The organism is Salinimicrobium sp. 3283s, assembly GCF_039602225.1.
Taxonomy (GTDB): Bacteria; Bacteroidota; Bacteroidia; order Flavobacteriales; family Flavobacteriaceae; genus Salinimicrobium; species Salinimicrobium profundisediminis.
Genome location: NZ_CP143631.1, coordinates 80673 through 97766, shown reverse-complemented (window position 1 = coordinate 97766; position 17094 = coordinate 80673). Strand labels below are relative to the sequence as shown.

At 42.1% G+C, this 17094-nt stretch carries 20 protein-coding genes; 9 read left to right on the top strand and 11 right to left on the bottom strand.

Annotated elements, in window-relative coordinates; all coding sequences use genetic code 11:
• Positions 1-429 precede the first annotated feature (429 nt).
• Entirely contained in the window at positions 430-921 is a 492-nt protein-coding gene (locus VS868_RS00510; protein WP_266070976.1) for a DUF559 domain-containing protein, read from the bottom strand.
• Between the two features lie 389 nt (positions 922-1310).
• On the opposite strand from VS868_RS00510, the gene VS868_RS00505 reads away from it, so the two are divergent.
• Positions 1311-2774, top strand: a complete 1464-nt coding sequence (locus VS868_RS00505; RefSeq protein WP_345598828.1) for an aminoacyl-histidine dipeptidase — start codon at positions 1311-1313, stop codon at positions 2772-2774.
• A 75-nt stretch (positions 2775-2849) separates the two neighbouring features.
• Here the strand turns inward: VS868_RS00505 and VS868_RS00500 are convergent, their stop codons facing one another.
• Genes VS868_RS00500 through VS868_RS00490 form a run of 3 tightly spaced genes read right to left on the bottom strand, consistent with a single transcriptional unit; the run spans position 2850 to position 5560 of the window.
• Complete coding sequence (locus VS868_RS00500; RefSeq protein ID WP_345598826.1) at positions 2850-3968, bottom strand: peptidylprolyl isomerase; 1119 nt, start codon at positions 3966-3968, stop codon at positions 2850-2852.
• A 15-nt stretch (positions 3969-3983) separates the two neighbouring features.
• Positions 3984-4541 carry a gliding motility-associated peptidyl-prolyl isomerase GldI gene (gene gldI, locus VS868_RS00495; protein ID WP_345598825.1) on the bottom strand — a complete coding sequence of 186 codons (558 nt, stop codon included), beginning with the start codon at positions 4539-4541 and terminating at the stop codon, positions 3984-3986.
• A gap of 2 nt (positions 4542-4543) precedes the next feature.
• Positions 4544-5560, bottom strand: a complete 1017-nt coding sequence (locus VS868_RS00490) for a bifunctional oligoribonuclease/PAP phosphatase NrnA (protein ID WP_345598823.1) — start codon at positions 5558-5560, stop codon at positions 4544-4546.
• Positions 5561-5724: 164 nt separating this feature from the next.
• Here VS868_RS00490 and VS868_RS00485 point away from each other — a divergent pair, with 164 nt between their 5' ends.
• Positions 5725-6144: a nucleoside-diphosphate kinase gene (locus VS868_RS00485; RefSeq protein ID WP_266070981.1), complete on the top strand. Its 420-nt coding sequence runs from the start codon at positions 5725-5727 to the stop codon at positions 6142-6144.
• 54 nt (positions 6145-6198) lie between these two features.
• On the opposite strand, the gene VS868_RS00480 is transcribed toward VS868_RS00485, so the two are convergent.
• From VS868_RS00480 to VS868_RS00455, 6 genes are all read right to left on the bottom strand, one after another.
• Positions 6199-6843: a protein-L-isoaspartate(D-aspartate) O-methyltransferase gene (locus tag VS868_RS00480; protein ID WP_345598822.1), complete on the bottom strand. Its 645-nt coding sequence runs from the start codon at positions 6841-6843 to the stop codon at positions 6199-6201.
• A gap of 708 nt (positions 6844-7551) precedes the next feature.
• Positions 7552-7698 carry a hypothetical protein gene (locus VS868_RS00475; RefSeq protein ID WP_345598821.1) on the bottom strand — a complete coding sequence of 49 codons (147 nt, stop codon included), beginning with the start codon at positions 7696-7698 and terminating at the stop codon, positions 7552-7554.
• 163 nt (positions 7699-7861) lie between these two features.
• Positions 7862-8008, bottom strand: coding sequence for a hypothetical protein (locus VS868_RS00470; RefSeq protein ID WP_266070987.1), 147 nt, complete (start codon positions 8006-8008; stop codon positions 7862-7864).
• A 267-nt stretch (positions 8009-8275) separates the two neighbouring features.
• Positions 8276-8572 carry a DUF721 domain-containing protein gene (locus VS868_RS00465; RefSeq protein WP_266070989.1) on the bottom strand — a complete coding sequence of 99 codons (297 nt, stop codon included), beginning with the start codon at positions 8570-8572 and terminating at the stop codon, positions 8276-8278.
• On the bottom strand, positions 8556-8990 hold the full coding sequence (locus VS868_RS00460) for a lipocalin family protein (RefSeq protein WP_266070991.1): 435 nt from the start codon (positions 8988-8990) through the stop codon (positions 8556-8558). Before VS868_RS00460 ends, VS868_RS00465 begins: the two co-directional genes overlap by 17 nt.
• Complete coding sequence (locus VS868_RS00455; protein WP_266070993.1) at positions 8987-10066, bottom strand: DNA replication/repair protein RecF; 1080 nt, start codon at positions 10064-10066, stop codon at positions 8987-8989. The genes VS868_RS00460 and VS868_RS00455 overlap by 4 nt, the downstream gene beginning before the upstream one ends.
• A 138-nt stretch (positions 10067-10204) precedes the next feature.
• Between VS868_RS00455 and VS868_RS00450 the strand changes: the two genes are divergently transcribed.
• From VS868_RS00450 to VS868_RS00420, 7 genes are all read left to right on the top strand, one after another.
• Positions 10205-10975, top strand: a complete 771-nt coding sequence (locus VS868_RS00450; RefSeq protein WP_266070995.1) for a tetratricopeptide repeat protein — start codon at positions 10205-10207, stop codon at positions 10973-10975.
• Between the two features lie 11 nt (positions 10976-10986).
• Positions 10987-11484, top strand: coding sequence for a 6,7-dimethyl-8-ribityllumazine synthase (gene ribH, locus VS868_RS00445; protein WP_266070996.1), 498 nt, complete (start codon positions 10987-10989; stop codon positions 11482-11484).
• A 112-nt stretch (positions 11485-11596) separates the two neighbouring features.
• On the top strand, positions 11597-11896 hold the full coding sequence (locus VS868_RS00440) for a hypothetical protein (RefSeq protein WP_266070998.1): 300 nt from the start codon (positions 11597-11599) through the stop codon (positions 11894-11896).
• On the top strand, positions 11897-13750 hold the full coding sequence (mutL, locus tag VS868_RS00435) for a DNA mismatch repair endonuclease MutL (RefSeq protein ID WP_345598820.1): 1854 nt from the start codon (positions 11897-11899) through the stop codon (positions 13748-13750).
• Entirely contained in the window at positions 13751-14518 is a 768-nt protein-coding gene (locus tag VS868_RS00430; RefSeq protein ID WP_345598819.1) for a rhomboid family intramembrane serine protease, read from the top strand.
• Complete coding sequence (locus tag VS868_RS00425; protein WP_345598818.1) at positions 14518-15429, top strand: rhomboid family intramembrane serine protease; 912 nt, start codon at positions 14518-14520, stop codon at positions 15427-15429. The genes VS868_RS00430 and VS868_RS00425 overlap by 1 nt, the downstream gene beginning before the upstream one ends.
• Positions 15429-16466, top strand: a complete 1038-nt coding sequence (locus VS868_RS00420; protein WP_345598817.1) for an endonuclease/exonuclease/phosphatase family protein — start codon at positions 15429-15431, stop codon at positions 16464-16466. Before VS868_RS00425 ends, VS868_RS00420 begins: the two co-directional genes overlap by 1 nt.
• On the opposite strand, the gene VS868_RS00415 is transcribed toward VS868_RS00420, so the two are convergent.
• Complete coding sequence (locus tag VS868_RS00415; protein WP_345598816.1) at positions 16455-17087, bottom strand: WbqC family protein; 633 nt, start codon at positions 17085-17087, stop codon at positions 16455-16457. The genes VS868_RS00420 and VS868_RS00415 overlap by 12 nt on opposite strands.
• Between the last annotated feature and the right edge of the window lie 7 nt (positions 17088-17094).

The window sequence follows — 17094 nt, the reverse complement described above, 5'->3', positions numbered from 1 at the left end:
TTGTTCAATACTCGGATATTTTTGGCCACGAATACACAAATGATTTTTTATTATCTCCAGGCGATCTCTTTCTCCTGAGCGTAACCCTAGGCCGGGGGTGATGGTCTTCAGAATCTCAATTTTTATCAGAAATAATACTTTTATTACTGAATTTCTCTTTCAAAGTGTCCCTTCCTCCGGAGGGGTGGCCGAAGGTCGGGGTGGTAATTGTTTGTTCAGTACTCGGATATTTTTGACCCCAAATTCACAAATGATTTTTATTATCTCCAGACGATCTCTTTCTCCTGAGCGTAACCCTAGGCCGGGGGTGATGGTCTTCAGAATCTCAATTTTTATCAGAAATAATACTTTTATTACTGAATTTCTCTTTCAAAGTGTCCCTTCCTCCGGAGGGGTGGCCGAAGGTCGGGGTGGGAGTAGACTATCAATCTATGAATATTTATCAATTATATACTGCATTAGATTTTCCATAACCCGTTCAACATCCATCATTACCTCAGTAGCACTCACTTTCCAGACCAGTAAACCCAAATTTCGGAGATAATTTTCCCGCCGATCATCATATTCTTGCTTTTCGTTATGGCTGGAACCATCTATTTCGACGACCAGCATTAATCCCTTAACGTAAAAATCTACAATGTAATGTCCAATGACACGTTGCCTGTCAAAATCAATATTGTAAAATTTTCCTTTATGAACCTGTTGCCAAAAAACGATTTCCGGAAGATTCCCCATTTTTCGTAAAGCTCTTGCTCTATTCCTTAGATTTTTTTCTGCGGGTAAGTAAGGAGAAGGTTTGCGGTATATGGGAATAGCATCTATAGTTGTAAGAACAGGAGCATTCTTTCCCACCCCGTCCTGCGGACACCCCTCCGAGGGAGGGGATCCATTTTGAGAATTTTCTTTTTCATTATTGCTCATGATTATAAGTTAATTAAAATTCAGGACAGTTATATAGTAACAAACTGTGCCTTGGATATTTTATCATACCGAATGGATAGGTAATCCAATCCTTCTTTAGAGTCCCCTCCTTCAGAAATAGCCTTCACGATCACAATTTTTCTCAAATAACACCTCTTTTTTTGAATTTTTTCTTCTGAGTGTCCCCTCCGCCGGAGGGGTGCCTGAAAGGCGGGGTGGTAATTGCTTGTTCAGTACTCGGATATTTGTAGCCACTAATTCACAAATGATTTTTTGTTTATCTATCAAAGTGTCCCCTCCTCCGGAGGGATCCTGTAAGGCGGGGTGGGTTGTTTAACTCTAATGCTCTACGATTTCTTATATTTGTGAGAATTCAAACTTAGAACATCATGAACGAAGAAATAAGGGCTTTAGAACCTAAGCCACTCTGGAATAAATTTGCCGATCTCAATGCGGTTCCCAGACCTTCAAAAAAGGAGGAAAGGGTAATCGAGTTTATAAAGAACTTTGGGAATGACCTGGGGCTGGAAACCGAAGTTGATGAGGTGGGAAATGTCATTATACGTAAACCTGCAACCCCGGGCATGGAAAACAAAAAGGCGGTAGTGCTGCAGTCTCACCTTGATATGGTGCATCAAAAAAACAGCGATTCCAATTTCGATTTTGAAAATCAGGGGATTGAGATGTATGTTGATGGTGACTGGGTGCGGGCAAATGGGACTACCCTGGGAGCCGATAACGGACTTGGTGTAGCCACCATGATGGCCATTTTGGAAAGTAAGGAAATTGAACACCCGGCTTTAGAAGCACTCTTTACCATAGATGAAGAAACCGGAATGACAGGAGCCATGGGCTTAAAACCCGGACTGCTTAAAGGGGATATCTTGCTTAACCTCGACACCGAAGAAGATAATGAGATAGGAATTGGATGTGCCGGTGGCGTAGATATTACTGCTTCCGGAACTTATACAGAAGAACCTGTGCCCGAAGACTCTATTGCCTACTGGGTGCAGGTGAAAGGCCTGCAGGGAGGACATTCAGGAATGGATATCATCAAAGGTCTTGGAAACGCAAATAAGCTCATGAACCGCATTCTCTTCGGCGGGTATGAAAACTTCGGAATGAGAATTTCTGAAATAAATGGCGGCGGCCTCCGTAATGCTATTCCGCGGGAAAGTGAAGCTGTAGTAGTGGTTGAGAAAATTCAGAAGGAAGATTTTACAGCTGAAATTGGGAAAGCCATTCAGCAGATTAAGCAGGAATATAAAACCCTGGAGCCAAAGCTTCTTATTGAGGTTTCAGAAACTGAAGCCCCTCAAAAAGTGATGGAACTGGGAGCCCAGGAGTTATTTCTGAAATCTATTTACGCTGCTCATAACGGCGTGTACAGGATGAGCCCCGATATTGAGGGCCTTGTGGAAACTTCTAACAATGTGGCGCGCGTAACTGTCAAAAATGGCAAAATTGAAGTGCTTTGTTTGACGCGCTCTTCGGTAGATTCTTCAAAGACCGATCTCGCTAACAGCCTTCGCGCCGGATTTGAACTTGCTGGTTTTGAAGTGGAGCTCTCGGGTGCATATCCCGGATGGGCTCCTAATATGGATTCTCCCATTTTAAAGGTGCTCGATGAACTCTACCGAAAAATGAATACCGATGAACCCGATATTGCTGCCTGCCATGCCGGCCTGGAATGCGGAATCTTAGGAAAGAACTACCCCGAAATGGATATGATCTCTTTTGGACCAACTATTTGCGGCGCACACTCACCCGATGAGAGGGCAAGTATATCTTCAGCTCAAAAATACTGGAGCTTTGTACTTGAAGTATTGAAGAACATTCCGGAGAAGAAGTAATTCTTTAGGATCATTTAAATAAAAAAGCTTCCAAAAATGTCATTTTTGGAAGCTTTTTTTGTGAGGATTTTTCTTCTACTGGATATCTACCATCTCAACTTCAAAAATAAGATCGGCAGATGGTGGAATTACTGGAGGTGCACCATTTTCTCCGTATCCTAAATGAGAAGGAACAAACAGTACTGCTTTATCTCCTACCTGCATTTGCTGCACGCCTTCTTTAAATCCGGGGATCATAGGTGCATCTTTACTGTATAGCATTGGCATAGGGGCATATCCTCCCATTTGCTGTCTTCTTTCATTAAGCACACCTGCTTCTTCGGCTACTTCGGCAATGTTGGTATCAAAAAGATCACCAGAGCTCAAATAGCCTTTGTAGTTTACCCTTACGGTATCTCCCTGTTGTGGCTTTGGGCCTTCACCTTCTTCCAAAAATGCAATCTGGAGACCGCTTTCAAGTTCTTTAGCACCGGCTTTCAATTCCTCGTAACGCTGAGCGTTAGCAGAACGCTGCTCGTTCATTTTGCGTTCCTTTTCTTCAGCTTCAGCCTTAAAATCGGCTAACTCCTGAGTAAGAACTTCAGCAGCTTTAAAATTCTTGGCTGCCTGGCCTTTGCGAATGATCTTTACTTCCTGCATTACCACATCTTCAAGAGGACGATCATTTGCGCCTGTTTCTAAGTTTCCAATAGCCTCTACCACATCCATACCTTTTACAACCTCACCAAACACGGTGTGCATGCCGTTGAGCCACGGAGTTTCTTTTAAAGTGATAAAGAACTGGCTTCCGTTTGTGTTAGGGCCGGAGTTTGCCATGGAAAGAATCCCTGCAGAATCATGGGTGAGCGTGTCAACGATCTCATTTGGGAATTTGTAGCCCGGGCCACCTGTACCGGTACCCTGCGGGTCACCTCCCTGGATCATGAAATCTCCAATCACACGGTGAAAAACGAGTCCGTCGTAAAATGGCTTATTTTGATATTGTTCTTCGGCCATGGTAGTGGTACCTTCGGCAAGAGAAACAAAGCTGGCAACCGTCATTGGGGTCTCTTTAAAATAAAGTTCAGCGATAAAGTCTCCTTGGTTGGTCTTGAATTGAGCGTACATTCCGTCTTCAAGATCTGGATATTCGTCATTACAGGCAGTAAAAGCAAATAGCACACTGCATAAAAGCAAAAAATTGATTTTCTTCATGTTTAAATTAATTGTTTAGTTGTTATTTTCCTGATTAGCTTCAGGTGCTTCTGAAATATCTATGAGGGTAACCGTAGAAATCAACGGCACATCTGCTCCTATACGTTTTTTATCTCCGTAATACCCGAAAGCTTTGTGAGAAGGAAATAAAAAAGTGACTGTTTCTCCTTCTTTCATAAGCTTGAGCCCCTGTCGCAGTCCGCTGAAGAGTTCTTCCTGGTCTATGGCATAGGTGCGGGGAGCGATCTCATCATCGGTATAAATATCACGGCCACCAAGAGTTTTTAGGTTGTAATCGAATTCTACAACATCTCCAAATTTTGGAGTCTTAGCAGCGGTGGTATCTTTTTTATTGTAATAGTACCAAAATCCGTTAGCCGAAGAAATGTACTCCCGTGTAGTATCGGTTTCAATGATCTTCTGGATCTGGGCTTCTTCTTCGGCTACAATTTTCCGGTTGCGCTCTACAGCTTCATTAATATAGGAACCCGACTCCTGTGTCACCGGTCTTCTGGCTTCAGGTGACTTGCACGAAAAAAGGAGCAGACCCGTAAACAGTATTATATATTTCATTTTCATAGTGCCAGGTTTGTCTTATAAGTAGGCAAGATACTAATAAATCTTTCTACGGTCTCCTGCAGGGAAAGATCACTTTTGCCTCCTGCGGCGTTAGTGTGGCCGCCGCCTTCAAAATAACGCCGGGCAAATTCATTGACCGAAAAAGTGCCTTTTGAACGAAAAGATATCTTCACGATCTTCTCGGCTTCATTTTCGATAAAAATGGCGGCAAAAACTATACCTTCTAGAGAGAGGCCATAGTTTACAAAACCTTCAGTATCTCCTTTTTTAAAGTTATGCCTGTCCAGTTCTTCCTGTGACAAAGTGATGTATGCCGTACGCAGGCCTTCTACTACTCTCAGGTTTTGCAGTGCGCATCCCAAAAGCTGCAGTTGCCCGTAAGAACTGGTGTCAAATACATTTTCGTGGATAGAAGTATTGTCGGCCCCTTTTTCAATAAGATCGGCTATCACGCGGTGGGTGAGACTGGTGGTAGATCTATACCTGAAAGATCCGGTATCGGTCATTATACCTGTATACAGGCAGGTGGCGATCTGCGGAGTGATCTTTTGTGCCAGGCCAATATTTTCTATAAAGTGATAGACCATCTGGCAGGTAGAGCACATGGTAACATCGCTATAGGTAACATCGGCATAATCATCGGGCTGTTGGTGATGGTCTATCATCACAAAAGCAGCTGTGGCCTCCTGTAGTGGTTTGTACATATCGCCAGCTCGTGAGAGGTGGTTGAAATCGAGCGTGAAGATCACATCGGCTTCAGCAATAATCTTTTCACATTTTTCGGTATCCCTGTCATAAAGCAGCGTTTCTTCTTCGTAAGGCATCCACTTTAAGAAACTAGGGTAATCATTGGGAGCGATAAGATTTACGTAGTGCCCCAGTCCCTCAAGCAGGATCTTAAGAGCAAGTGTAGAACCCATCGCATCACCATCGGGCCCTTTATGGGGAACAATAACGATCTTCTTTTTGCCTTCAAGTAACTCCTTTATTTTGGAAATATCTTCGTTTGTCATAGAGAGCGAAGATATTGAATATTTGAAGATTCAAAAAGTACTTACTGCAGTTCCTAAAATGTCATTTTTGACAGCCTTTATCTGCGGAAGATCGAATAAAAACCTATGTACCTTGTATATGGCCCTGATTTGATTATTTTTACAGCAAAATTAAAAACTAAGTAATGGCAGAAAATAGAACTTTCACCATGATTAAGCCCGATGCAGTTGAAAAAGGACACATTGGCGCTATTTTAGAGCAGATCACTGCTTCAGGATTCAGAATTGTTGCGATGAAACTTACGCAAATGACACGTCGCGATGCCGAAAAATTCTACGAAGTACACAGTGAACGTCCATTTTACGGGGAGCTGGTTGAATTTATGAGCCGCGGGCCAATCGTTGCCGCTATTCTTGAAAAGGAAAATGCTGTTGAAGATTTTAGAACCCTTATTGGGGCTACAAATCCTGAAGATGCTGCCGAAGGTACCATTAGAAAGAAATATGCTGCTTCTGTAGGTGAAAATGCCGTACACGGAAGTGATAGCGATGAGAATGCACAAATTGAAGGTGCTTTCCATTTCGCCGGAAGAGAAATGTTCTAAGTAACTTCTGAAATAAGATCAAAAAACCACCTTTTTAGGTGGTTTTTTTATTTTTCACCCTCCGTAGCTGCCACCTTTATCGGCCCGCCCTGTCATAGGGACAAAACGCACCGGGAGCAGGGTCTTTTCTTCAAATTCATCCTCCCCGGTTTTGTAAAGCATTACCAGTTGTTGATTCAAGCGGCCAACAGGCGCCAAAAGTCGGCCTCCCACTTTTAATTGATCTTTAAGCGGCTGTGGAATTGAAGGAGGTGCCGCGGTTAATATTATAGCATCAAAAGGTGAAAACTCTTTCCAGCCCGAATATCCGTCACCGTGTTTGGTGGTGATATTGTTATAATCTGTCTTTGCCAAATTCTCTTTGGCCAGCTTTGCCAGCCATTCAATTATTTCCACGCTATAAACCTTTTTTACAAGGCGTGAAATGACCGCCGCATTATACCCGCAACCGGTGCCTACTTCCAGGACTCTTTCATCTTTCTTCAGCTGTAGCTGCTCTGCCATGTAAGCTACAATGTATGGCTGACTAATAGTTTGGTCCTTTCCTATGGGGAGCGGCCTGTCTTCATAGGCCTTTTGCTGTTTGTCTTCGGGAACAAAGAGAGAACGATCCACTTCCTGCATAGCTCTTAGAACATCAGAATTAGAAATGCCGCGTCCTTTTAATTGTTGTTCGATCATTTCTTCTTTTCCGGTCATAATGCTGTTCCTGGATAGATTTCTAAAAAGTTAGTGAAAAATGCCATTTTTGGAAAGTAATTCCGTGTCTTTTTCGGAATTGGGTAGGGGTGGGAAGGGCTTCGGCACGGATTACAAATCCGCGCCAGTTGGTTTTAAAAAAGTTGCTTAGAAATGACATTTTTGGAAGGTATTTCAGGAGTTTTTCAGAAGAAAGGCCTCTCGACTCCGCTCGAGGTGACATTGGATTTCAAAAAGCGTTCAATTCCGCTCGTGGTGACGTAAGGAGAGATACCGGCACGGATTACAAATCCGCGCCAACGGGTTTTAATGAAGGTGCCGAGAAATGACATTTTTGGGAGGATATTTCAGGAGTTTTTTTAGAAGAAAGGCCTCTCGGCTCCGCTCGAGGTGACATTGGATTTCAAAAAGCGTACAACTCTGCTCGAGGTAACGTAAGGAGAGATACCGGCACGGATTACAAATCCGCGCCAACGGGTTTTAATGAAGGTGCCGAGAAATGACATTTTTGGGAGGATATTTCAGGAGTTTTTTTCAGAAGAAAGGCCTCTCGGCTCCGCTCGAGGTGACATTGGATTTCAAAAAGCGTTCAACTCCGCTCGAGGTAACGTAGGAGAGGAACCGGCACGGATTACAAATCCGCGCCAGCTGGCTTTATAAAAGGTGTTGAAAAATGACATTTTTGGAAGGTATTTCAGGAGTTTTTTTTCAGAAGAAAGGCCTCTCGACTCCGCTCGAGATGACATTGGATTTCAAAAAGCGTTCAATTCCGCTCGAGGTAACGTAAGGAGAGATACCGGCACGGATTACAAATCCGCGCCAACGGGTTTTATAGAAGTTGCTGGGGTATGCCATTTTTGGAAGGTATTTTAGGAGTTTTTTTCAGAAGAAAGACCTCTCAACTCTGCTCGAGGTAACGTAAGGAGAGATATCGGCACGGATTACAAATCCGCGCCAACGGGTTTTAAAGAAGGTGTCGAGAAATGACATTTTTGGAAGGTATTTCAGGAGTTTTTTTTCAGAAGAAAGGCCTGTCGGCTCCGCTCGAGGTGACTTTGGATTTCAAAAAGCGTTCAACTCTGCTCGAGGTAACGTAAGGAGAGGAACCGGCAGGGATTTCAAATCCGCGCCAACGGGTTTTAAAGAAGGTGTTGAAAAATGACATTTTTAGAAGGTATTTCAGGAGTTTTTTTTCAGAAGAAATACCTCCCGACTCCGCTCGAGGTGACATTGGATTACAAAAAGCGTTCAACTCCGCTCGAGGTAACGTAAGGAGAGGAACCGGCACGGATTGCAAATCCGCGCCAACGGGTTTTAAAAAAGTTGCTGGGGAATGACATTTTTGGAAAGAAAATTCTTCCTGAGCGATAACCGAAGGCTCGAGGTGACAGAAACCTTAAACCTTGAACTTTAAACTTTGAACCCGGGAGAACTAACGTAGAATTAATTTTTTAATAAGATCCCTTCCCAGTTCTTCATTCAGCATTTTTACGATCTTCTCTTTGCCGTAGCTCAATTCTTCGCGCAGTACCGAAGAACTCAGTTGTACGTAAAGGGTATCCCTGTCAAGTTTTATAGAAGTGGTATATTTTTCTATGGCAGGCCCCATCTGGCTGTTCCAGACTTCGCGAACGTGTACCTTATCAAGGCCCTTCTGCAATTTGTTGTCGCTCACAAATTCTTTAAGAGCTTCACTTATGCTTATATGTTCGTTAATCCTCTTTGCCATAGTTTCCTGAATATGGAGTAAATCGTTTATAGGTATAGATAATTCCCCTGGGGTTGATGACCACCAGCTCATTCTCTTCCGAAGAAATCACTGTTTCTTTCCAGTTTGCGTAGGGGGTAGTATAGTACAAATTAATGCTGTCATTTTCAAGTTTAACCTCAAGTACTTCTTCATCATTTGTGGTGATAAAGCTGCCATCAATTTGGGGGCGCACTTTTTTTCTAAAGCCTTTAAGACTGTCTACTTCTATAAAATCTACAATTTCGGAATATTTGAATTCTTTGGTGATCCCTTCGGGAAGTTCGGCTTTTTTAATTTCCCAATATCCGTTGAGGTTGTCCACTTTTTCTCGGGAAGAATCGGTATTGCATGAAAGCAAGATCATTCCTAAAAGGAATACAAAAATGGCATTTTTCACAGGTAAAACATTTTATAAGTTTGTGCGGTACTTTTAACCACTTTTTCTGTACGTTCTCCGTGGGTGTCACTTATAAAAAGCTGGCCCAACTCATCTGTAGCAACAAGGTCTACGATATGTGCCACCCTATTCTCATCCAGCTTGTCGAAAATATCGTCCATGAGCAGAATGGGAGAGACCTTTGCCAGATCTTTAATAAAATCGAATTGTGCGAGTTTAAGAGCAATCAAAAATGATTTTTGCTGCCCCTGTGAACCGAATTTTTTTATGGGATGCCCTTCAATCTCAAAAATTAGGTCGTCTTTGTGTGTGCCCACGCCCGTGTATTGCAGGGCCATATCCTTCTGCAGGTTTTGTTCCAGTTGATCTTTGAAATCGCCGTCTTCCAGCTGACTCTTATATGTAATGGAAACTTTTTCGCGACCATTACTTATTATAGTATAACGCTTCTGAAAAATGGGAATAAAAGTTTCGAGAAAAGCTTTCCGTTTTTTAAACAGGATGTTCCCAAGATCTTCCAGCTGCATGTCATAGACTGAAAGTGTGTCCCTGTCAAAACTGTTATTGGCTGCAAAATACTTCAGCAGGGAATTGCGCTGTGCTAAAATCCTTCCGTAGTCAATGAGACTGTTGAGATATTTATTGTCGCTTTGAGAAATAACACCATCAATGAACTTTCTACGGGTTTCGCTGCCTTCAATAATAAGGTCACGATCTGCCGGAGAAATTATTACGGTAGGGATAAAGCCAATATGTTCACTGAATTTTTCGTAGGGTTTGTTGTTGCGCTTAATGACTTTTTTCTGTCCGCGCTTGGCACTAACAATAATTTGCTCTTCCCGTTCATGCTTCTCAAAAATGCCATCTACAACAAAAAATTCGGCTTCGTGATTTATGTTTTGGCTGGTGATGGGATTAAAATAGCTTTTCCCAAAAGAGAGGTGATATATGCTATCCAGCACATTGGTCTTACCAATTCCATTATTTCCAACTATGCAATTAATTTTGCGGTCAAAATCAAATTCGGCCGAGGTAAAATTCTTGTAATTTAGTAAGGAGAGGGTTTTGAGAAACATAAGAAGCTGTTATTCAGTGCTGTAATAGCTACACTCAAGGAGGCCTTAAGCCGGTGCAAATTAGCATAAATAAACAATTTAATTCCCTTTTAATTTTAAAGAAATATTCTATTTTTGCGCTTCAATTAACGTTTATTTATGGCTACTTACAAGAAAAGAGGATATAAGCCCAGTAACAAAGAGGAGCAACAGGCTGCTGTTGAAGATCATTCTACAACTGCAGAAGTGTTTAATTCCCTTGATGAAGGTGCGAGTAAAACCGAGGCATGGGTTGCCCGGAATCAAAAGTATATTTTTATCATCATTGGAGTTGCTGCAGCGGCTATCCTTGGATATCTTGCTTACGAAGAGTTTATTCAGGAGCCTAAAGAAGCAGAGGCTGCCAATGAGATGTTTATGGCGCAGCAGTATTTTGACAATGCGTTACAGGCATCGGGTGCACAAAGTGACTCTCTTTTTAACCTGGCTTTGACAGGAGGAGAAGGTAAGTACGGTTTCCAGGACATTATTGAGAACTATGGTTCTACAAATGCCGGTAACCTTGCTCTTTACTATGCAGGTATGGCGTATCTTAATACTAACCAGTACCAGCAAGCGATAGAAGCTCTTGACGATTTTGAGAGCGACGATCAAATTCTTGCGCCGCTTGCAAAAGGGGCTATTGGAGATGCATTCCTGCAACTAGACCAACCCGAAGAAGCTTTGGGTTACTATGAAGAGGCTGCCAAGTTGAGAGACAATAACTTTACTACTCCAAAGTTTTTACTGAAAGCTGCAGTGACGGCAATTAAATTAGGAGATGGTGCTGCTGCCGAAAAATACCTTAGCAGAATAGAGACTGAATATCCGGAATCTGTAGAAGCAAATAGGGTAAAAGTTTATCTTGGGCAGGCACAGACAATGCAATAGTAAAACATAGTATGGCTACAGAAGGAAATAATCTTTCAGAATACGATAAAGACAAAATCCCAAACGCGAAGGAATTCAGGTTTGGGATTGTTGTTTCTGAATGGAATGGAGAAATAACCGAAAATCTTTGCCGGGGCGCCATTGAGGTGCTTCTGGAACACGACGTGTTGGAACGAAAGATAGTACGCTGGAATGTTCCCGGAAGCTTTGAGCTTATATACGGCTGCAAAAAAATGCAGGAATCTTACGATATGTTAGATGCTGTTATTGCTATAGGCAGTGTGATTGAAGGCGAGACAAAACATTTTGATTTTGTATGCCAGGCTGTCTCGCAGGGCATCAAAGATCTCAATTTGCAAAGTGATATCCCCGTGATCTTTTGTGTTTTGACCGACCAGAATAAGCAACAGTCTATAGACAGATCTGGAGGGAAGCATGGGAATAAAGGTGCCGAGGCGGCTGTAGCAGCTATTAAGATGGCACAACTGCGCAAGGATTCCAGGATCTAGCCCCAATTTTTGTTAAGGCATTATTTTTGTGTTATTGAGTTTGCTCATCTAAACTTCGGAAATTTTGAGCATTTTCAGTAAATTTGATATTTCCGGGAAATAAAAAGAAGTAATGCTAAAACTCAACATTTTTTCAGCACGAAAGAAGAACAATCGGTATAACTATACTCCGCGTTACTATAAAGGCAAGGATACCGGGAATGTTTACAGTTTCGATACTAAGATCAACAAGTTCAGGCAGGCTACCAATGCCGTAGATTTTGGTTCCCAGTGGAAAGAGGCGCGTGAAAGTAGCCGCCACCGTGGAAACAGGGAAATTAATAAAACGGTTCTTGTCATCATTGCCATTCTTGTTCTTATATTTCTGTGGATCATAGACTTTGATTTATCCATTTTTAGCAATCCCTATTAAATGACAGATGTTATTCATCTCCTGCCAGACCATGTCGCCAATCAAATAGCAGCAGGTGAGGTGGTGCAGAGGCCGGCTTCTGTTATTAAGGAATTGCTGGAAAACGCCATTGATGCCGGCGGTACCAATATAAAGATCCTTGTAAAAGAAGCTGGAAAGACACTTATTCAGGTTACCGATAACGGGAAAGGCATGAGCGTCACCGATGCACGATTGTGTTTTGAACGGCATGCCACTTCCAAGATCAATTCGGCCGAAGACCTATTCAGTCTTAAAACTAAAGGGTTTAGAGGTGAGGCGCTTGCATCTATTGCCGCAATTGCGCATGTTGAACTCAAATCACGGCGGCAGGATGACGAAGTGGGAACCTGTATTAAAATTGAAGGCAGTGAAGTCACTTCGCAGGAAGCCTGCGTTACCCCGGTTGGAACTACCATTTGTGTTAAGAACCTTTTTTATAACATTCCTGCCCGCAGGAATTTTCTTAAAAGTGACACGGTTGAACTGCGTCATGTAATAGATGAATTCCAAAGAGTCGCATTGGCGCATCCTGCTATACAATTTTCCCTTTTTCACAACGGCAGTGAACTTTTCCAGTTACCTGAAGCCAATTACCGGCAACGCATTGTGAATATTTTTGGCGGGAAGACCAATGAAAAACTGGTGCCGGTAGAGGAAGATACCGCTATAGTAAAAATACATGGTTTTGTAGGGAAGCCCAAATTTGCCAAAAAGGGCAGGGGAGAACAGTTCTTTTTTGTCAATGACAGGTTTATTAAAAGTCCTTACCTCAATCATGCTGTGACTGCAGCCTTTGAAGGACTTCTAAAAGATAAAGCTTACCCCAGTTATTTTCTCTTTCTTGATGTTGACCCTAAAAGTATTGACATCAATATACACCCCACAAAGACTGAAATAAAATTTGATGACGAGCATGCGCTTTATACCATCTTGCGCAGTTCAATAAAACATAGCCTGGGGCAGTTCAATGTAGCACCGGTACTTGATTTTGACCGGGATTCGAGCCTTGATACGCCTTATGATTTTTCTCAAAAGGAGATCACTCCTCCAAAGGTAGAGGTAGATCCTAATTTTAATCCGTTTAAAACGGAAAGGTCGGGAGGAGGATACACTCCAAACTACAGAACTGAAAAGTCGGCCGGCAGCTGGCAAAGCCTGTATAACGGTTTGCGGAGTGAAGGAACCGAAAGTTTTTCTACAAGAACACAGGTAGAGTTTGAAAGTGACCAGGTTACAGGTAACCTCTTTGGGTTGAAAGATGAAGGGGAAGCCGGAGGTACTACTTTTCAGCTTAATAAAAAGTATATTGTCACTACCTTAAAAAGCGGAATTCTCGTTATTGACCAGCAACGCGCCCATACCAGGATTTTGTATGAAGAGTTGCTAAAGAATATTACGGTTACTTCGGCTGTTAGCCAGCAGTTATTATTCCCGTTAACTATCCAGTTTTCTACTAATGAGATGGAGTTGCTTAAGGAGATCAAAGATTCCCTGGAGCAAACCGGTTTTATTTTTTCAGAAGTAAAGAAAGATGGCGTGGAGATCAGCGGAATTCCAACGCTTATTTCAGAAAGCGAGGTGGAGATTTTACTTGAGCAGCTGTTGCTAGACCTGGAAAATGAAGTGCCGGGAGCGGCTTTTTCGCAGGTAGATACGCTGGCAAAATCCCTGTCGAGAGGAATGGCTGTAAAATCGGGGACAGCTTTAAATATCGCAGAGCAACAAAACATTGTAAATAGTCTGTTTGCATGTAAAGAATCAAGCTTATCGCCTTTTAATAAACCTGTATTTATTACCTTAACTGTAGACGAATTAGATAAAAAGTTCATGTAAATGGGAAGAATGACCGAAACCGTAAAGGTTCTTTTGATTATTAATGTCATAGTTTATATAGGGAGCCAGGTTTTGGGGGATCAGGCCTATCAATTATTTTCCCTTTGGTTTATTGAAAATGATAATTTCCAGTTTTGGCAGGTGGTTACGCACATGTTTATGCATGACCCCAGCAGTATATTTCATATTCTCTTCAATATGTATGCGCTTTGGGCATTTGGAAGCCCTATAGAGCAGGTGCTGGGAAAGAACAAATTTCTTTTCTTCTACTTTTCGGCAGGAATTGGAGCTGCCATTATTCACACCCTTGTAAATTATTATCATTTTCAGGCCGGGTACAGTGCTCTTCTCGATGCCGGGTTTGGTACTACAGAGGTAGAACAGTATTTGCGGGAGTCTTATGCTTCTATTGCCAGCAGTGGCGAGTTTAGGATCCCTCAGGGCGTAGATCAGGATGTTTTGAGGACGATGTTCCAGACTTACCTTACACCTGCTGTGGGAGCATCGGGTGCAATATATGGAATCCTTGTAGCGTTTGGAATGATGTTCCCAAATGTGGAGTTGTTCCTGCTCTTTGTACCGGTACCCATAAAGGCAAAGTTCTTTATTCCGGCATTAATTGCACTTGACCTCTTTTCCGGTTTGACTGGATATTCTATATTTGGAGGAGGGATTGCTCACTTTGCACACCTGGGTGGCGCTCTCTTTGGTTTTATCATGATGTGGTACTGGAAAAAGAACCAGTTTAACCAAAACCGTTGGGATTAATGAGAAGTAGGGATAACATAAGAGCAAAGATTGCAATGGCTACGGTGAGCGAAAAACTCATCGCTGTCAACGTTATTGCCTTTGTGCTTTTTTTCTTCTTTAAAACCCTTGCCTTCCTGTTTAGTTTTGATGCAGATTCTATTCTGGAGTGGTTGGTGTTTCCGAAGGAGCCGGGAGAATTTTTATTTAAGCCCTGGTCTATTATCACCTATGCTTTTCTTCACAGCGGCCTGTGGCATTTGCTGTCAAACATGTTGATCTTATACTTTTCGGGAGTCTATTTCCTCACTTATTTCTCTCCAAAAAAGCTTCTGAATTTCTACTTTTTGGGAGGTATTTTTGGGGCCCTTGTTTATATGGCCAGTTATAACTTATTTCCTGCTTTTCAGGGAACGGGAAGGTCTTATTTAATAGGCGCTTCGGCTGCAGTGATGGCAATTCTAGTGGGAATTGCCACGCATATTCCTCACATGAGAGTTCGGCTTATTTTGCTTGGTAGTATAAAATTATGGTGGATTGCAGCTTTCTTAGTGGTTCTGGATGTGATCCAGATACCAATCTCAAATCCCGGAGGCCACCTGGCGCATTTGGGAGGTGCCGGTTTTGGTTATTTATACGCGAAACAACTTGGTAAAGGAAACAATATTGCAAGTGGTTTTGAGAAGCTGCTGGACTGGATTGGCTCCATGTTCTCATCAGGTAATGCTTCCGGTAAGAGGAGTAATTTAAAGACCGTTCACAAAAGGAAATCTCCAGGAAGTAGTTCTGGCCGTTATAGTGGCGGAATGCGCAACAAAAAGGAGGAACAGGAGAAAATAGATGCTATTTTAGATAAAATTGGTAAAAGCGGCTATGACAGCCTTACCAAGCAGGAAAAGGACTATTTGTTCAACGCAGGAAAAGACAATTAATGAAAGGTCTCAACTGGTTTGACAGGTTCCTGTTCTTGCTAAACATCCTCTTTGCGCTGGCATTGCTATTTTCTTATCTGTTACCCTACATACCACCTGGAAAGTTCGCCCTGCTTTCGGTATTCAGTTTGGGAGTACCTCTGTTGATCATTATCAATATCATTTTTTTACTGTTCTGGCTATTCAGGTTAAAACGGCAGGCAATCCTCTCCTTCGTTGTGCTCTTACTGGGGTTTAACCATGTGACATCTGTTTACGAGGTTTCTTCGGAAGAAGATGGCATGGTTGAAGACAATGTGCTCAAGATCATGACCTATAATGTACGGCAGTTTAACCAGTATGGCTGGGCCGATGATGTGGATATTCCGCAGAAGATAACGGCATTCATGAAAGAGCAGGATCCCGATGTTGTGGCAATGCAGGAGTATTATAAAGGGGAGCTGGAAATAGCAAAAAGTTTCCCTTACGAATATATTAAGCTTAAAGAGGAGAATGCTGAGTTTGGTCTTGCCCTCTTCTCAAAATATCCTATTATAAACTCCGGTTCTTTAGATTTTCCTACAACCAGTAACAATAATGCTATCTATGCAGATATTGTAAAGAACGGTGACACCGTAAGGGTACTAAATGTACATTTTCAATCTTTTGGTATCAAGCCAAACCTGAACAATATCGAAAAAGAGCACTCTAAAAAAGTGCTTTTTGGGATGGGACAGACCTTTGTAAAACAGGAGCGGCAAATGAAGTTGGTAAAAGAGTCGGTGCTGTCAAGTCCTTATCCCGCAATTATTCTTGGAGATTTTAATAATACGGCGTATTCTTATATTTATCGTGAACTAAGAGATATTGGATTCAACGATGCTTATAAAGAAGCCGGCAATGGCTTTGGAAAGACCTTCGAAATATTTGAGATCTTACCTCTTCGCATAGACTTTATCCTGCCGCAGGAATCAATGGGGATCCTTACTTTTCAGAACCACATGGTTCCTTATTCAGACCATTTTCCCATCACGGCAAATCTTAGGTTAGGGCAATGAGATTTTCTGGCTCTGTAAATAGTTGAGAGCGTTTGGACCTTCGTTAAAAATAAGATCCACAATACTAAGATCATTTAAAAAGCCGTATTTTTCTTTAAAAACCTGGAAGTAGGGTTCTAATGACTGAGGTTCATTTTTTTTAGCTTCAATGAGCGATCTTCTGTCAAAAAGGCCTGTCGGTTCTTTAAAGTATTCTTCCGTCTTTTTATAACTAAGATCTAATTGCAGGCAATCGAGAGCAAGTTCGAGGCAACGGTAATTGAAATCCATTAAATAGTCATACTCGCGGTGATAAAGCGGGTAGAACTCATCTTCATAGAACTCAAAGAAAGGGGAGGTGCGGTAAACGGTTTCCAAAGATTTCCAATGCTGCTTTTGCCAGGGGAAATCGTTCTCAATTTTTATATCCTTATATTTTTGATGTCCAGATTTGTTGCCGGTGTGCTTAATAGGAATGTTAAGCAGTAACTTTCCGTTGGCACCATAAATATACATGCGGTTGCGATAGGTTTGTTTTTGATAATTGTCTTCATTTTCAAAAACAAGTTCATCGGCATTGACTATGGCCACAAATTGAGAGACAGGGCCAAAATAGGCAGGATGTAAAAGCAACTTCTGCATTAAAAAT

What these genes read in the sequence shown, in the direction of transcription:
- VS868_RS00465 (WP_266070989.1), bottom strand. Translation starts at nt 8,572, where the DNA reads ATGGCAAAGAGGATTAACGAACATATAAGCATAAGTGAAGCTCTTAAA.
- VS868_RS00455 (WP_266070993.1), bottom strand. Translation starts at nt 10,066, where the DNA reads ATGTTTCTCAAAACCCTCTCCTTACTAAATTACAAGAATTTTACCTCG.
- VS868_RS00475 (WP_345598821.1), bottom strand. Translation starts at nt 7,698, where the DNA reads ATGGCATACCCCAGCAACTTCTATAAAACCCGTTGGCGCGGATTTGTA.
- VS868_RS00490 (WP_345598823.1), bottom strand. Translation starts at nt 5,560, where the DNA reads ATGACAAACGAAGATATTTCCAAAATAAAGGAGTTACTTGAAGGCAAA.
- mutL (WP_345598820.1), top strand. Translation starts at nt 11,897, where the DNA reads ATGACAGATGTTATTCATCTCCTGCCAGACCATGTCGCCAATCAAATA.
- VS868_RS00485 (WP_266070981.1), top strand. Translation starts at nt 5,725, where the DNA reads ATGGCAGAAAATAGAACTTTCACCATGATTAAGCCCGATGCAGTTGAA.
- VS868_RS00420 (WP_345598817.1), top strand. Translation starts at nt 15,429, where the DNA reads ATGAAAGGTCTCAACTGGTTTGACAGGTTCCTGTTCTTGCTAAACATC.
- VS868_RS00500 (WP_345598826.1), bottom strand. Translation starts at nt 3,968, where the DNA reads ATGAAGAAAATCAATTTTTTGCTTTTATGCAGTGTGCTATTTGCTTTT.
- VS868_RS00510 (WP_266070976.1), bottom strand. Translation starts at nt 921, where the DNA reads ATGAGCAATAATGAAAAAGAAAATTCTCAAAATGGATCCCCTCCCTCG.
- VS868_RS00505 (WP_345598828.1), top strand. Translation starts at nt 1,311, where the DNA reads ATGAACGAAGAAATAAGGGCTTTAGAACCTAAGCCACTCTGGAATAAA.
- ribH (WP_266070996.1), top strand. Translation starts at nt 10,987, where the DNA reads ATGGCTACAGAAGGAAATAATCTTTCAGAATACGATAAAGACAAAATC.
- VS868_RS00430 (WP_345598819.1), top strand. Translation starts at nt 13,751, where the DNA reads ATGGGAAGAATGACCGAAACCGTAAAGGTTCTTTTGATTATTAATGTC.
- VS868_RS00425 (WP_345598818.1), top strand. Translation starts at nt 14,518, where the DNA reads ATGAGAAGTAGGGATAACATAAGAGCAAAGATTGCAATGGCTACGGTG.
- VS868_RS00470 (WP_266070987.1), bottom strand. Translation starts at nt 8,008, where the DNA reads ATGTCATTTTTCAACACCTTCTTTAAAACCCGTTGGCGCGGATTTGAA.
- VS868_RS00480 (WP_345598822.1), bottom strand. Translation starts at nt 6,843, where the DNA reads ATGACCGGAAAAGAAGAAATGATCGAACAACAATTAAAAGGACGCGGC.
- gldI (WP_345598825.1), bottom strand. Translation starts at nt 4,541, where the DNA reads ATGAAATATATAATACTGTTTACGGGTCTGCTCCTTTTTTCGTGCAAG.
- VS868_RS00450 (WP_266070995.1), top strand. Translation starts at nt 10,205, where the DNA reads ATGGCTACTTACAAGAAAAGAGGATATAAGCCCAGTAACAAAGAGGAG.
- VS868_RS00440 (WP_266070998.1), top strand. Translation starts at nt 11,597, where the DNA reads ATGCTAAAACTCAACATTTTTTCAGCACGAAAGAAGAACAATCGGTAT.
- VS868_RS00415 (WP_345598816.1), bottom strand. Translation starts at nt 17,087, where the DNA reads ATGCAGAAGTTGCTTTTACATCCTGCCTATTTTGGCCCTGTCTCTCAA.